Origin of the sequence: Xenorhabdus siamensis, assembly GCF_037996745.1 — a bacterium.
GTDB classification, from domain to species: Bacteria; Pseudomonadota; Gammaproteobacteria; order Enterobacterales; family Enterobacteriaceae; genus Xenorhabdus; species Xenorhabdus indica.
The window spans coordinates 129,224-144,863 of sequence record NZ_JBBMXE010000020.1 but is presented as its reverse complement, the minus strand read 5'-3'; the positions used below and the strand labels follow the sequence as shown (position 1 = coordinate 144,863).

At 42.7% G+C, this 15,640-nt stretch carries 11 protein-coding genes; 1 reads left to right on the top strand and 10 read right to left on the bottom strand.

Annotated elements, in window-relative coordinates:
• Positions 1-88: 88 nt before the first annotated feature.
• Positions 89-1,222: a molecular chaperone DnaJ gene (dnaJ, locus tag AAC852_RS18785; RefSeq protein WP_340622303.1), complete on the bottom strand. Its 1,134-nt coding sequence runs from the start codon at positions 1,220-1,222 to the stop codon at positions 89-91.
• Between the two features lie 104 nt (positions 1,223-1,326).
• Positions 1,327-3,237: a molecular chaperone DnaK gene (gene dnaK, locus AAC852_RS18780; RefSeq protein WP_340622302.1), complete on the bottom strand. Its 1,911-nt coding sequence runs from the start codon at positions 3,235-3,237 to the stop codon at positions 1,327-1,329.
• Positions 3,238-3,586: 349 nt separating this feature from the next.
• On the opposite strand from dnaK, the gene satP reads away from it, so the two are divergent.
• Complete coding sequence (gene satP, locus AAC852_RS18775) at positions 3,587-4,159, top strand: acetate uptake transporter (RefSeq protein ID WP_340622301.1); 573 nt, start codon at positions 3,587-3,589, stop codon at positions 4,157-4,159.
• Positions 4,160-4,249: 90 nt separating this feature from the next.
• Here satP and AAC852_RS18770 read toward each other — a convergent pair whose 3' ends face one another.
• From AAC852_RS18770 to AAC852_RS18735, 8 genes are all read right to left on the bottom strand, one after another.
• Complete coding sequence (locus AAC852_RS18770) at positions 4,250-5,542, bottom strand: MFS transporter (RefSeq protein WP_340622300.1); 1,293 nt, start codon at positions 5,540-5,542, stop codon at positions 4,250-4,252.
• A 318-nt stretch (positions 5,543-5,860) separates the two neighbouring features.
• Complete coding sequence (locus tag AAC852_RS18765; RefSeq protein WP_340622299.1) at positions 5,861-6,430, bottom strand: flavoprotein; 570 nt, start codon at positions 6,428-6,430, stop codon at positions 5,861-5,863.
• 29 nt (positions 6,431-6,459) lie between these two features.
• A complete protein-coding gene (locus AAC852_RS18760; protein ID WP_340622298.1) occupies positions 6,460-7,302 on the bottom strand; it encodes a metallophosphoesterase family protein in 843 nt (280 codons plus the stop codon).
• A gap of 34 nt (positions 7,303-7,336) precedes the next feature.
• Positions 7,337-7,804, bottom strand: a complete 468-nt coding sequence (locus tag AAC852_RS18755; protein WP_340622297.1) for a group II truncated hemoglobin — start codon at positions 7,802-7,804, stop codon at positions 7,337-7,339.
• 63 nt (positions 7,805-7,867) lie between these two features.
• On the bottom strand, positions 7,868-9,004 hold the full coding sequence (locus AAC852_RS18750; protein WP_340622296.1) for an acyl-CoA dehydrogenase family protein: 1,137 nt from the start codon (positions 9,002-9,004) through the stop codon (positions 7,868-7,870).
• Positions 9,005-9,028: 24 nt separating this feature from the next.
• On the bottom strand, positions 9,029-9,754 hold the full coding sequence (locus AAC852_RS18745; protein ID WP_187649727.1) for a thioesterase II family protein: 726 nt from the start codon (positions 9,752-9,754) through the stop codon (positions 9,029-9,031).
• A complete protein-coding gene (locus tag AAC852_RS18740; protein ID WP_340622295.1) occupies positions 9,744-11,393 on the bottom strand; it encodes a GMC family oxidoreductase in 1,650 nt (549 codons plus the stop codon). Before AAC852_RS18740 ends, AAC852_RS18745 begins: the two co-directional genes overlap by 11 nt.
• Positions 11,390-14,791 carry a non-ribosomal peptide synthetase gene (locus tag AAC852_RS18735; protein ID WP_340622294.1) on the bottom strand — a complete coding sequence of 1,134 codons (3,402 nt, stop codon included), beginning with the start codon at positions 14,789-14,791 and terminating at the stop codon, positions 11,390-11,392. The genes AAC852_RS18740 and AAC852_RS18735 overlap by 4 nt, the downstream gene beginning before the upstream one ends.
• Positions 14,792-15,640 lie beyond the last annotated feature (849 nt).

The following is a 15,640-nucleotide window of genomic DNA, read 5'->3' as shown; positions in this document are numbered from 1 at the left end:
TCCCCCTCTTTATATCTTACTGCATTTGAGATTGCTTTATAAGATAAATGGGGGGGATCATTATCAGAAGGTTTATAGAGAGAGCAATTTACTTAGTTAGGTCATCAAAAAATTTTTTTACACCATCAAGAAAGCTTTTAGAACGCGGGCTGTTGGTTTCCCCACTTTTTCCGCCAAAAGATTCTCCCAGTTTACGCATCAGCTCTTTCTGTTCTTCGTTCAGTTTAACCGGTGTTTCTACGACAACACGGCACAACAAATCCCCCTGAACTCCGCCACGGACAGACTTAACACCTTTGCCTTTCATGCGGAATAGTTTGCCAGTCTGAGTTTCCGCAGGAATTTTCAGGCTGACGCGGCCATCAAGGGTTGGAACTTCAATTTCGCCGCCCAGTGCCGCAGTTGCGAAGTTGATTGGAACTTCACAATAGAGGTTGCTGCCATCACGTTCGAAGATATGGTGCGTTTTAACTTGAACCTGAACATACAAATCTCCTGCTGGTGCGCCGTGTTCACCTGCTTCACCTTCACCACTCAGACGAATGCGGTCACCGGTATCAACTCCTGCCGGGATTTTAACGGACAATGTCTTGTATTTCTCAACACGACCGTGACCGTGACATTTGTTGCAAGGCTCTTTGATGATTTTTCCACGACCATGACACTGCGGACAAGGTTGCTGAACAGTAAAGAAGCCCTGGCGCATATGCACCTGACCAGCACCATGGCAGGTAGAGCAGGTTTCTGGGCTGGTACCTGCTTTTGCACCACTGCCATGACAACTTTCACAGGATTCCAGCGTTGGGATGCGGATTTCTTTGGTCACACCACGGACAGCTTCTTCCAGCGTTAATTCCATACTGTAACGTAAATCAGAACCACGGTTTGGACGCTGTTGACGGCGGCCACCACCGAAAATATCTCCGAAAACGTCACCAAAGATATCGCTAAAGTCAGCTCCACCGAAACCACCAGCGCCACCACCCATGCCGCCGTGTTCAAAGGCAGCATGACCATATTGGTCATAAGCGGCGCGTTTTTGTGAGTCGGTCAGGATCTCATACGCTTCTTTAATTTCTTTGAACTTACCTTCAGCGTCTTTATCCCCCTGATTACGGTCAGGGTGATATTTCATTGCCAGCCGCTTATAGGCTTTTTTTATTTCTTTTTCATCTGCTGTTTTGGATATACCCAAAACTTCGTAATAATCTTTTTTTGCCATTGTATTGTTTACCCCTAACACGCACAAACGGGCGTAGAGTTACCTCAACGCCCGTGCTAGTTAACAAGTAACAGGCGTCCTGTTACTTTGCCCGCTAAGGGCTATTATTTTTTATCCTTAACTTCTTCGAATTCAGCGTCTACAGCGTCGTCATCTTTTTTCGCATTGCCTGCGTCTGCATTAGCAGCACTTGCCTGAGCTTGCTGCTGTGCGATTTCCAGAAGTTTCTTAGAAGCTTCAACCAGAGCTTGGATCTTAGCTTCAATTTCAGCCTTGTCTTCGCCTTTCACCGCTGTTTCCAGATCAGAAACGGCTTTTTCGATTGCAGTCTTGTCATCTGCTGGTAGTTTATCGCCAGCTTCTTCAACTTGCTTGCGAGTACCGTGGATCAGTTGATCTGCCTGGTTACGGATCTGAACCAGTTCTTCGAACTTACGGTCAGCTTCTGCGTTTGCTTCTGCATCGCGTACCATCTGCTGGATTTCTTCCTCGTTCAGGCCAGAAGAAGCCTTGATGGTGATGTTTTGTTCACGTCCAGAGTTTTTGTCTTTTGCAGAAACATGCAGGATACCATCAGCATCAATGTCAAAAGTAACTTCGATCTGAGGCATACCACGAGGTGCTGGCTGAATGCCATCCAGGTTGAATTGACCCAGGGATTTGTTGTCGCTGGCACGCTTGCGCTCACCTTGCAGCACGTGGATAGTTACCGCAGACTGATTGTCTTCCGCAGTAGAGAACACCTGGCTGTGCTTGGTTGGGATAGTTGTGTTCTTCGAAATCAGCGAAGTCATCACACCACCCATGGTTTCGATACCCAGAGACAGTGGAGTTACGTCCAGCAGCAGAACGTCTTTTACGTCACCTGCCAGTACGCCACCCTGAACTGCTGCACCCATTGCAACAGCTTCGTCTGGGTTAACGTCTTTACGTGGTTCTTTGCCGAAGAAGTCTGCAACAGCTTTCTGAACCATTGGCATACGGGTCTGACCACCAACCAGAATGACATCATGAACGTCAGATACAGACAAGCCAGCGTCATTTAGTGCGACTTTCAGCGGCTCGATAGAACGTTTCACCAGATCTTCAACCAGAGATTCCAGTTTCGCACGAGTCACTTTAATGTTCATGTGTTTAGGACCAGTTGCATCTGCGGTGATGTATGGCAGGTTCACGTCAGTCTGCTGAGCGGAAGACAGCTCGATTTTCGCCTTTTCTGCAGCTTCTTTCAGACGCTGCATAGCCAGCGGGTCGTTACGCAGATCAATACCTTGTTCTTTCTTGAACTCATCAACCAGATAGTTGATCAGGCGGCTATCGAAGTCTTCACCACCCAAGTGAGTGTCACCGTTAGTTGCCAGAACTTCATAAGTTTTTTCGCCATCAACTTCGTCGATTTCGATGATAGAGATATCAAAAGTACCGCCGCCCAAGTCATAAACTGCGATAGTACGGTTACCAACTTCTTTATCCAGACCATAAGCCAGAGCAGCAGCGGTTGGTTCGTTAATGATACGTTTAACTTCCAAACCTGCGATACGGCCAGCATCTTTAGTTGCCTGACGTTGTGCATCGTTGAAATAAGCAGGAACAGTGATAACTGCTTCTGTTACTGGCTCACCCAGATAGTCTTCTGCGGTTTTCTTCATTTTCTTCAGAACTTCAGCAGAAACCTGAGGAGGTGCCATTTTCTGGCCTTTTACTTCCAGCCATGCATCACCGTTGTCTGCGTTGGTGATTTTGTATGGCATGATAGCAACGTCACGCTGAACTTCCTCGTCTTGAAAACGACGACCAATCAGGCGCTTGATAGCAAACAGAGTATTTTGCGGGTTAGTAACAGCCTGACGTTTAGCTGGTTGACCAACCAGAGTTTCACCATCCTGAGTATATGCGATGATTGAAGGAGTGGTTCGATCACCTTCGCTGTTTTCAAGCACACGAGTTGTTGCGCCGTCCATAATTGCTACACAAGAGTTGGTAGTTCCCAAGTCGATACCAATGATTTTACCCATCTAAACGCCTCCACAAAGAATTCATATATTCGGTCAAGTTACTAAGCTATATGAGGACAAATGTTTTCTTTTCAATGGCACGATCAGCCAGAAATTCCTCATTTGATGTTTTCAGTTGTTACTGAAACGTCAGTAGTAACTGTAGTTGAGACTTAAATGGGGTCATTCATCTCATCATCAAGGGGCTGATTGAAAAAAAATTGAGATTTAATAAAAAAATTTTTCTGGGGCCATTGTGTAGTTGATGCCATCACATTATGATCCGCCGCCTTTTATGATTTTCTGGCATAGAAATATGTCACGAGAAATTTTCTAGTATTTTGTTTTATCAGTTTTTTTTAGGGGAATTATGAGTTCTAATCAGTTGGCAAATCCAGGCCCATTGGGTTTGATGGGTTTTGGCATGACAACAATTTTGTTGAACTTGCATAACGCAGGTTTTTTCCCATTGGCATCTGTCATTTTAAGTATGGGAATTTTTTATGGTGGTTTGGCTCAGGTATTGGCTGGCATCATTGAGTACAAAAAAGGGAATACATTTGGTGCAACCGCGTTTACCTCTTATGGTATGTTCTGGCTCAGTTTGATTGGCCTGCGGTTCCTGCCAACAATGGGGTTGGCGGAAGCGACTAGCAGTGAGTTCCTTGGTGTTTATCTCGCTTTGTGGGGTATTTTCACCCTGTTCATGTTCTTTGGAACATTCAAAGCTAACCGCACTTTGCAGTTTATTTTTGGTAGCCTGACCCTGTTGTTTGCATTGCTGGCGATTGGTAACATTACCGGCAATGCCAGCATTCTGACTTTTGCTGGTTATGAAGGTATTATTTGTGGCGCCAGTGCTTTCTATCTGGCTATGGCCGAAGTTCTGAACGAACAGTATGGCCGTACTATTTTGCCAATTGGTGAAAGAAAACCCGCTTAATTTTAGTTTCATTTGCTGATTAATAAAAAACAGGATGAGCTACCTCACTCATCCTGTTTTTTTATCTTATATTTCTTGTCTTAATGATTGTTAGTGTCTTGTCTTGCTATCTAATACTGTTCTTTTATTTAAATAAAGAGCCAAGAATATTCCTACAACAGACAACATCAGCATATAGTACGCTGGGGCTAATGAGGTATATTTCATTAACAGAGTGATCACAATCGGAGTTAATCCGCCAAAAATGGCGTAGGCCAGATTATATGAAAATGAAATGCCACTGAACCGAATTTCAGGTGGATAGCTCTGAACCATAACGAAAGGCACTACTCCTGCAACACCAACAGAGAAACCTGCGATAGCGTATGCACTGAAGAGTTTAATGGGGTCATCACTGATATTGTGGTAGAAAAACCATGTTGCGGCAGCCAACAGCAGGCTACCAACCAGTAACACTTTACTGGCACCCCATTTATCGCATAAATGCCCGGCTAATATACAGCCAATAAAAAGTACAATAATTGCCAGACTATTGGCTTTCAGCGTCATTGATGGTTCCAGATGGAAAACGGTCTGCATATAGCTTGGCGTCATCAAGATAACAACTACAATGCCCGCCGAAAGAAGCCATGTCAGTAACATAGAAACAGTGATTGCACGTTTATGATTCAGGATCACAGACTTTAGGGGCAGCTCTTCCGCTAATGCCTTACGTGCCTGCATTTCTTTAAATATCGGAGTTTCATGTAACCAACGGCGCAGGTACATAGCGAACAGGCCAAAAATTCCACCAAGGAAGAAAGGGATGCGCCATGCCCAGTCTAAAACTTCTTGTCTGGTATAAGCTGAAGTAATTGCTGTTGCTATCAAAGAACCAAGCAAAATGCCAAGAGTCAGTCCTGCGGTGAGCATTCCACAGGCAAAGCCGATATATTTGTGGGGAACATGTTCCGCTACAAATACCCATGCTCCGGGGACTTCACCCCCAATTGCTGCACCCTGCATAATTCGCATCAGTAATAATAATAATGGGGCAGTAATGCCGATTGTGTCGTAAGTTGGTAACAATCCGATACTTAGTGTCGGTAAAGCCATCAGTAATATGCTGAGGGAGAACATTTTCTTACGTCCAATGAGATCGCCGAAATGTGCCATGATGATCCCACCTAAGGGCCGGGCCAGATATCCGGCAGCAAAAATGCCAAAGGTTTGCAGTTGCCGGAGCCATTCAGGAATGTCGGTAGGAAAAAAAAGCTCACCAAGCACGACGGCAAAAAAGACAAAGATAATAAAATCATAAAACTCTAAAGCTCCACCTAAGGAAGCTAAAAACAGAGTTTTATAATCTTGCTTGTTTAATGAACGATTTTGATGTTCTGACATAATGTACCGATTTATAGTTATAAAATGGAATGTTCATAAATCATAAAGTAAGAATTATGACTCTATCAGACCTTAATAAATGAAAAAGCAAAATTTATTCAATATTAAAAGACATTTATTCTGCAATTTTTGTAATGGAATTTTTTTGTCAGTCAATGGATTTTGATGATAAAAAATTTCTGATAACCGATAGATTGGATTTAAGTGTTTTTCATTTGTTGATGATTTATCCCCTTTATTTCTCAAGTTGCCAATCTAATACTGGCAACTTGAAATCTGCCGGGCTTTTTGTGACAACCCTTAGTGGGACGGGAGCAGTTACAGAAACTTTTTCAGTAGTCCAATTACAGTTTCAATATCCGGCAAGGAAGGGTGTCCCACCATACGTTGCAATGAGGCATCAAAATTCTCGTGCCAGACGGGGTCAATCACGAAATAACCATCTTCTTGTAATTGGGCGATATTGCGACGGGTGGCTTTTTTCTCCCACATTGCACTTCCCATAACAGGGAAAAATAGTACTGGAAACGTGGAGGCTAAAATCACGGTTGTTAAACGGTTAGGTGCACTACCATGCGCGACGGCTGCCATCGTATTTGCAGTTGCAGGCAAAATTGCCATTATGTTGTGATCAGCCACAATGCGTGAAGGTTTATCTGTTGGCCAATCTTGAGGTTTTTCTCCGCTGATCACTCGATCAGCATAAAGGGCAACGGTTTCTGCGGGTAAAAAGGTGGTGGCACTGTTTGTCATCAATACTGTTAATGTACAATCAATGGTTGTTTTAATGGCCAAAAGATACTTTGGAAGGAGGGTGATATCGATTGACCCTGTTGCTCCAATCAAAATCCGAGGTTTTGTCTGTGGAATTGTTTCATCATCTTTCATAGGTAAATTAGCCCTTATTGTCAGAATAGTTAGCGATACTCGTTAGTGTGTTTCAGCAACGCGTCTAGTTGTACCAAGTAAGAATCTCTTCTATTCCTCCGCCATTCCCGTGGATATCCCAAAGAGACTTCTAAGTGTATAACATTTTGAAAATTCTTAATATTAGGTATATGCAGGTGCCCGTATACCACCATGCGAACGCCTTTTCTTGATGTCCATTGATGGGTTTTTTCGCTGCCACACCAAATGGAAAATTCTGTATTTCTTAAATATTCGAGTGGCTTACGGATAAGGGGAAAATGGTTTACAAGCACAATATCTTCACCATCTGGAATAGTGTTCAAACGTTTCTCGGTGTATTGAATACGTTCCTGACACCAATCGATAATATTTTTATGGGGATAGGTTTTCAGGAAGAATTCGTCAGAACTAATGACACCACAACGGCGAGCACGTTCTATGGCCTGATCTGGTGTATAGTCACATGTATTTCTGAATGAATAATCGTACAAGGTAAAAATAGGGGCAATGGTAAGGGTCTTACCATTCTCCATGTGGTAATGACCGAATCCATCTTCAGGGGTGAGTACGTTATGCTGTTGGCAAATATTGACCAGATGTTGATAACGCAGTACGCCAGGTAACTTCAAGTTATCTCTTGGAGTACACCAAAGTTCATGATTTCCCGGTGTCCAGACCACTTGGGCAAACCGTCGGGTAAGCAGACTGATGACCCATATAAAGTCTGATTCTTGTTCCGCAATATCACCAGCCAACAGGAGCCAATCGTTGGGTGTTGATGGCTTAAGTGATTCAACTATAGCTCTATTTGCAGCATAAGATACATGTAAGTCGCTGATAGCCAACAGCATGAACTCACCTCTCTATTCTAAGGTTCCTAAAGAATCAGGGGGTTCCAGGAGGTGCTTCACCCCAACCCCAATTGGGTACAGTTTCACGACGTGAAGGAGCTGCGTTGGGTTGGGAATTGGCTTCTGCCCTGCGCGAACCCCATTCGATATAACTTGCAAACGCCGCACGAAACTCAGGATCAGAGGGTAAACCGATTTCATCAGCAGACTGCATCAGCAGCTCTACCCATCTTTTCCTTTGTTCTGGTTGAATGCTTCTGCCTCTGTGACGGTTTAACATGACCTTAAAACCACCACGTTCATTGGTATAGCGTTTTTCTCCACCGAGTACTTCTTCCAGCCACATGGCGACATGACCAGGGTGATCGGATTTCATGTTTTTGAACAATGGGGCGAGTAACTCATCTTTTTCAACCTTAGCGTAAAAATGGGTCATGAGTTTCATGAGAGCCTCACGTCCTCCCATCCATTCAAATAAGGTTGGTATTTCATTATTTGCCATAACATAACCTCTCATATGAATATATTAATGATGTTGATTTATCCAAAGGAATATCACTGCGTTTTAAAGTCCAAGTGATTTGCTAATGATTTCTTGCAGCACTTCGCTGGTTCCTCCGTAAATGGTTTGGGCACGGCTATTTAGCCAATTCTTACCAACAGTAGAGTCGCGCATGTAACCCAACCCGCCGTGTAATTGCAGGCAGCGATCAGCCACTTTCATTTGAAGTTCGGTAGTCCACCATTTGATGCGGGCTGCATCTACTAAACTGAAAAGCCCTTGGTTAAAGAGAGCAACGGCGTTATCAAGATAGATACGGGCAATTTTTACTTCGGTATCTAATTGTGCGAGAACAAAACGGTTATATTGAAAGGAACCGATTGGTTGATTGAAGGCTGTCCTTTCTTTCACATATTCCAGTGTGCTCTGCAATATATGTTCTGCACTGGCTACTGCTACGGTTGAGATACTGAGACGTTCGCGGGGCATTGCTGACATGAAGTAATAGTTGCCGAGGTTCTCACGGCCGATTAGATTATTAACGGAGACTTTGCAGTCATGGAAAAAAAGTTCAGCCGTGTCGCTGCCATTCCAGCCAATTTTCTTTAATGGTTCACCTCTGGAGAACCCAGGCATATCCCGTTCTATCGCCAGCAAGCTGATCCCTTGCCCCTGTTTCCCTTGTTCTGTTTTTACAGCTACAATAATTAAATCTGCATTAATGCCATTGGTGATATAGGTTTTACTGCCATTGACAAGATAGTAATTACCCTGACGTTTAGCCACGGTTTTGATATCTGCGGTATTGGAACCACCACTTGGTTCTGTCATGGCGATAGCTGCAACCCGTTTTCCATTACATAATTCTGGCAGCCACTGTTTTTTCTGTTCCTGATTACCGAGAGCAAAAATATAGCTGGCAACAATATCATTGTGAGCAACGATCCCCGGTACAGTGACACCAGCTTTGATGAGCTCTTCTGTCAGAATTACCGCAAACCGATAATCGCTTTTTCCCAGTCCTCCAAACTCAGGACTGACACTCATACCTAATAAACCTGACTGACCTAATTTCTCCCAAAAAGTGCGCTCGACCAGTCCGTTTTCCTCCCATATCTGATGTTCAGGTACGATTTCACGCTCAAGAAATTCACGGCAAAATTTCCTATAATTATTAAAATCATCAGCTTCAATACGCATATTCACTCCTGATTTTTTATCAGTTCATTCATTGCTCAGTAGTATTTGCTTGATAGTGTTCCAGTGTCGGTATACAGCAAAATGATCCCCTTCAATATTGATGAGTGAAATATCGTTAGAGGTGTAGTTTTTCCAGGCTTTCATCTCTTCCAAAGTGACATCAATGTCTTGGGTCGCGGAAATCAGTATTAGTGGGTAATTCACCTGTATATTGTCGAGTTGAGAAAATTGGCTGCGGATCAGGTAATCACTACGTAATTGACGAATGATTGGTTTTATCAGTGCAGGTTCGTTCAATATTGCTTCAGGTGTTCCTTGATCCTCTTTGGTTTTCTGAATCAATTGTTCATTAGTCCATTTATGCCGTTCATCTTTCAGTTGGAGGTGAGGTGGAACAGAGCTGGATACCACACCAAACAGGGGAGAAGTCCCATAGTTTTTCATTATCTCTTGCCCCACAGCGATACTCAGCACACCACCAAAACTATGACCAAAGGTTATCCATTCGGTATTTTCCTGGGCCTTTTTCTGCTGAAAGTCGGCCCAGATATCTGATGATAAGCGCTTAATCAGTAAATCGAGATCGTGGATGGCAGGCTCTTTAGCCAAATGACCACGGCCGGGTATCGCGACAGGCTGTAAGATCGCAGATTGGGTTGTCATGAGATCATTCAGCCAAGGGCGATAAATCGCTGTTGTTGCTCCCGCATGTGGGAAGGCGTAAATGACCCGCCTGCAATTAGTGTCCATCTGTCCTCCTGTCACCGGTGGATTCTCTCTTTATAAGGAAACTGACAATGCGTTCAGCGGTCATGATGGTTGTCAGATTAGTGGGCATGGAGGGAATGGTGGGAAATAGGGAAGCATCAGCGACTGTGACACCAGTAATGCCATGCACCCGACCATCTTCGTGTGTGGCGCTATCAGGATCTCCACAGATACCCATTCTGAGTGTTCCGGACGCATGCCAACCCGGATTGACAAGGTTTTTTATTGCACTGCTCATGATTGTGTCGTTATAAATCATTGAGTCAGACCAAAATTGTATTCCATCAAGGAAAGCATCCACTTCTGGAGAACGTAAAATTTCCCAAATCTTACGCACCCCTCCGATAAGACGTGCAATATCTGATGGGGTACGGGCTAATGGAAGATCAATTTGGGGCAATACTGTCGGAGTCTTGGAACTGATGAAGACCCGACCTTGAATTTCCGGGCGCATTAACATTACAGAAGCCCCAACCAACATTGGATAAGTCACCCGGTCTCTGAATCCCGGTACAGTGTTGCTGGCAACGTTGTTCAGTAAGCCGATTTGTACATCGACTTTTTCGTCGTGACCACTGCTGATACGGGCAGCAATTTGCCGCCATGGCAGGCCGGTTGTACAAACACCTGCTTTGGGAAGTGCCCAAAGTACCACAGATGCATGATCAGTCAGATTTCTGCCAACGGCTGGTACTTGAGCAATAACAGGGACATCTAACGTGTTCAGATGTTCTGGATCACCGACACCTGAACGCTGCAACAATGTTGCTGAGCCAATTGCTCCGGCACAAAGTACGATTTGCCTGCTCCAGTGAACCAATTCTTTCCCTGATTGAATAATCTTCACCCCTGAAGCGGCAGTGCCGTTAAAAATTATCTGTGTGGCGAGTGCATCAGCCATCACATGCAGATTTTTTCTATGCAGGATTGGTTCAAGATAGGAACGATAAACATCGACTCTTTCTGCACCATGAATAACATTCGCGGGCACTGGGCCGACTGCGGGGCCTTCACCGACATTGAGATCATCAACATAAGGCACACCAGATTGTTCGCAGGCACGAGAAAATGCCATATCCAGTGGGTGGATCTCACTGTTTGAAGGCCTGCGCAGACACATCGGTCCCTGTGAACCATGGTTATCATCACCGATACAATCGATGTCATTCTCCAGATGCTTAAACCACGGCAGTACCTGCTCCCAAGACCAGTTTGGGCAACCCATTTGAGCCCATTTATCAAAATCGCTCGGAAATCCTCTCAGAGCAATGGCGCCGTTGACAGCGGAAGAACCGCCAAGCACTTTTCCCGCCCGATAATTGAATGGCTTACGTTTCTTATGCTTGCGATCTTGTTGTTTGTCATTTTGTGGGAAAGCGAGAGGGTGAACGAGTTCAGAGAAGCGCTCATCATCGCGTACATTGGCTTCATAATCCCAGTTATATCCTTCCAGCACGAGCCTTGACGCATCCCTGAGTGGGCTGGCAGGGTTGTGTACGTCAGATTCGTGACCCGCTTCAATTAATAGCACGGACTTAGTACTATTTTCGGAGAGGCGTGATGCTACTACACACCCTGCTGAACCTCCTCCTACCACGATATAATCGTACGCCTTGCTCATAAGTCATTCTCCGTTTGAGATTGAACAATTGTTTTGATAATGCGAGAGAAAGACTGAATATTGGAATTCATGAACAGGCCTTCGATGATGTCCTGTTCGCTGGCTGGCGTAATATTAAATTCTTGTCGCAGTGCACTAAGTAAACCAACCGCATGCAGTGAATCCCCACCAACATCAAAGAAGCCATCGGTGACATCAAAATCATCATGTTGGAGCTGGGCCTGCCAGAGTTTCAGGATGATTGTTTCTGTCTCATTGGCGGGTTTGACTGGAGTATCAGCGTGTTCTTCGTTACCAGACCAAGGGATTGGCAGCGCCTTACGATCAATTTTTCCATTACTGGTTAATGGCATATGAGGTAATACGACATAGTAATTAGGCACCATATAAGAGGGCAACGTTTTTTGGGCAATTTCCCGTAACTGTTCCTGAAAATAGTCTGGGGCATTTAATGTTTCTGCATTCTCAGGGACAACATAGGCGACGATGTGCCGTTGTCCGGTTTTGGCATGAACCGGGGCGTCAATGACAACATGGCTGACATTTTCATGATTCAGGAGGCAGGCTTCAATTTCACCTAATTCAATGCGATATCCATTAATTTTTACTTGATTATCTTCACGCCCTAAAATCTCTATCAGACCATCTTCAATATATCGTCCTAAATCTCCCGTTTTGTACAGTCGTTCACTTGTGGTGGGGTGAGTAATAAAGCGAAGTGAGGTTTTTTCTGCATCGCCCAAATAACCTTGGGTCACGCCAACTCCACCAATGTAGAGTTCTCCGGTTACCCATTTGGGGCAGGGAAGAAGCCAACTATTTAGAACATGAAAAGTCTGATTTGCTAATGGCTTACCATAAGGAATGCTTTTCCAGTTTTGATTGATCTTCTCAATGGGATAATGTATTGACCAGATGGAGCCTTCGGTAGCTCCACCCAGGCTGATTATTGCCGCATTTGGCAACGTTTCACGGATGCGCCCAGGCAGATCAACAGGTATCCAGTCTCCGCTCATGAGGATGAGCCTCAATTTGCTCTCGGCAAGTGCAGAGCCGTTTCTGTCTACCAATATTTTCATGGGGGCAGGAACACTATCCCAGATAGTAATCTGATGTTTGATGAGAATTTCCAGCCAGACTTTCGGATCATTGGCTGTCTCTGGGATAGAAAAAATAACTTTTCCTCCTACTCCCAGTAGTCCGAAATAATCATAAACAGACAAGTCGAACCCCGCAGGTGCGACAGATAATACCGCATCTTTTTCTGTAACGTGGAATTTGTGATTTATATCAAACACAGTATTTGCTGCATTACGGTGGGAAGCCATGACACCTTTCGGTTCTCCGGTTGAACCGGAAGTAAAAATAACATATGCCAGATCATCAGGTCCCTGTACTGAAGGCATAGAAGACCAATGTGTAATATCCATTGAGTTATCCATAGGACATTTGTCCAGATTAATCCGGGGCAGACCCGAAAACTCATTATGGTCAAACACTGTGCTAGCAGTGATAATGCCTTTGGCTAAACAACGAGTAATCAAATTCATTCGACGTTCAGCAGGGAGTTGGGGATCGATGGCTACGTAGGCAGCACCTGACATAAGAACAGCGAGCAATCCGATTACCAACTCAGGGCCTTGTGGCAAGGAGACAGCGACAATATCATTGGGATAAATTTTGGTCGCAGATTGAAGTTGTTGGGTTATTGAGCCGGCTTTGTTAATCATTTCTGCATAAGTAATTTGTTTTTCTCCCTGAATTAGAGCGACTTCATCCGGACATTTTGCGGCTGCCTGCAAAACCATTTCATGTAGCAATTTGATATCGAATGTTGTATCTGTTGCATTAGCGTTTTCCCGTTCTGTCATATCTGACGCGGGTAACTTCACCAATGATGTATTTTTATCCCATAAGGCATCATCTTCTGCACAAGTTTCAATCAGTGTCAGATAGGCATCCAGCATGGCTTCTGCCATCCCATCAGGGAACAATTCACAGATAGTGTTCCAGTTAATTTGAACAAAACCATCAACGCGAACCAGTTGGTTCTCTAACCAGACTTGTGGCGTTTGATTACTGCTGTAAGTCTGGATAGCATCCTCCCAGCTGATCTCTGTCACTACATCATCTAAATTGGCTGTCAGGGTATTGCTGAAGACTATGGGAGCTGTTGCTGCTCGGTTGTGATGCTTTCGGCGGGTCAGCTCTCTAAGAACCTGGATACCATTGTAAGAAGAATGCCAGCGATTCATCATCAAATCAGTTTGGATCTGTACCAAACGATCATTGAGGCTTTCTTCTTTTGTTCCCTGTATTCCAAGCAACATGGGTTGAATAAAATTACCGACAACATTTTCAATGTCATCAAAATAGGGACGCCGTCCAAATTGAGTGATAGTTAGTGTAAAAATTTGGTGTTCCGACCATTGACGTAGGACTTCTGCATACATGCCGAGAAACACGGTTTCCAGAGTTAATTGACGTGATTCTGCTTTTTGTCTGAGAGCTTGTAATGTTTCAGTCGTAATTTTCCGGCTGTAACGTTTGAGCAAAGGGGAAGAAATTAATTCAGGAATCGTTTTCAATGGTAGCTCTGGCGGTTGTGGTAAAATATCCAACTGTTTTTCCCAATAGTCTTTATCACGTAGCCCTTGTGATTCCCCTTGCAGGTAACGCTCTGAGTTTATATAAGTGTGAAAATTCATATTAGTGGTTAATATCGGTAACTCATAACCTTGATAAACATGCCACCAATCACGCAATATCAAGTGGGTGCTATGCAGATCCACAAACATAAGGTCAAAATAAATATGTAAACGAGTCATATCGTCATTAATTATTGTTGCGCGTATATCGAATGTAGGTGTTTTATCAAGAGGTAATAATTGTTTTTCCATTTCCTGACGAATATTTAACAGTATTTGTTTTTTTTCTGATGCAGTGTATTCGCTAATATCCTGAATAGGAATGGTGTAATTCAATGGAATAGGTAAGATCTGTTGTTGTCCGTCTAAAGACAATGTTGCCCTCAACATAGGATGATATTCAATGATTTTGTTCAATGCACAATTTAATGAATTGATATCTAATGATTTAATATCTAACTCTTTATATAAACAGCTAGTTAATCCTCCTAATTCTAATCCAGGATTACGTCCAATTAAATAAGCATATTGAATATCTGTTAATGGGAAGTGTTTTTCTTCAATAATATCTTTTTGTAGAGTTATGGGAGTCGTAATGTTTAAAGGTAATCTATTTCGAAGCATTTCACTGATCTGTTTTTTCAGTTGAGATAACTCGATTTCTGAATTTTTATTTTCTGATTTAAATAATTTGGAAGAAATAGAGGTTTTTAATCCGGATTCTTGTAATACTTTGAGAAAGTTTTGCATGCATTATCCCCTGTGTTTGATTAATAAGTAAATTTTTATTTTTGAAATAAAGAATTGCTGATAATGCAGTCAAGCTTTTTAATAAAGAACCCACTTGTATTTGTTTTTCTTAAAATGTAAATAAAGTTTACTATTGTTGCATTATATAGATTGTTTTTAACTTTATGAAAATTAATGTTTTTTTGAGTGTAAATTAATTCTGGTAAGGTATTAAATTTTATTCTTCGATTCATTTTTACACAAAAAAACATTTTGATAACACTCTATGTTATCAAATAATGATATAAGGTTAACAATTTTTTATATAAAAAATGGAGATCTCTAACTACTTATCTGATTTGAAATAAAAGCGTTTCACGATATGTAAAAATATTTTTAATTCGTGATATGAATCACGAAAAATATTCAAAATAACAGATTAAAGGAACGTTTTTAAAGGTTCACATTGATAGGGATTAATAAGTTAAGACTGTTTTTAGAGATTAAATAAATTTATAAGGAACGCCTATTGGTTTCTTATATGTGAAATCCTAACGATGCAGCTATTTAATCATTCTTGGGATAGTAAACATGATCTGCCTGGATTTTTTGTGCTAACGTTAGATGAATTTTCATAACTAATAACATGACATATTTGAATGAGAAATTAAGCGCCTTCAATGAGGACGGATGTAAAATTTTTCAGGTTGATTCCTGCCCTGATATAACAAATTTTTATTGACTGTTTCACAAACAGCGATTGAGTTTTTAAATTCATTTGAATTCTGTATTCTTTTCTATACCTGTAGGATATGTTGCAAAACACCACGGGAAGATGATAAGTAAGGGAATGATGTGATAGTTTTACTT

Excerpts from the sequence above, each read along its gene's own strand:
- dnaJ (WP_340622303.1), bottom strand. The coding sequence starts at position 1,222 with ATGGCAAAAAAAGATTATTACGAAGTTTTGGGTATATCCAAAACAGCA.
- AAC852_RS18755 (WP_340622297.1), bottom strand. The coding sequence starts at position 7,804 with ATGGCAAATAATGAAATACCAACCTTATTTGAATGGATGGGAGGACGT.
- AAC852_RS18770 (WP_340622300.1), bottom strand. The coding sequence starts at position 5,542 with ATGTCAGAACATCAAAATCGTTCATTAAACAAGCAAGATTATAAAACT.
- AAC852_RS18750 (WP_340622296.1), bottom strand. The coding sequence starts at position 9,004 with ATGCGTATTGAAGCTGATGATTTTAATAATTATAGGAAATTTTGCCGT.
- dnaK (WP_340622302.1), bottom strand. The coding sequence starts at position 3,237 with ATGGGTAAAATCATTGGTATCGACTTGGGAACTACCAACTCTTGTGTA.
- satP (WP_340622301.1), top strand. The coding sequence starts at position 3,587 with ATGAGTTCTAATCAGTTGGCAAATCCAGGCCCATTGGGTTTGATGGGT.
- AAC852_RS18760 (WP_340622298.1), bottom strand. The coding sequence starts at position 7,302 with ATGCTGTTGGCTATCAGCGACTTACATGTATCTTATGCTGCAAATAGA.
- AAC852_RS18735 (WP_340622294.1), bottom strand. The coding sequence starts at position 14,791 with ATGCAAAACTTTCTCAAAGTATTACAAGAATCCGGATTAAAAACCTCT.
- AAC852_RS18745 (WP_187649727.1), bottom strand. The coding sequence starts at position 9,754 with ATGGACACTAATTGCAGGCGGGTCATTTACGCCTTCCCACATGCGGGA.
- AAC852_RS18740 (WP_340622295.1), bottom strand. The coding sequence starts at position 11,393 with ATGAGCAAGGCGTACGATTATATCGTGGTAGGAGGAGGTTCAGCAGGG.
- AAC852_RS18765 (WP_340622299.1), bottom strand. The coding sequence starts at position 6,430 with ATGAAAGATGATGAAACAATTCCACAGACAAAACCTCGGATTTTGATT.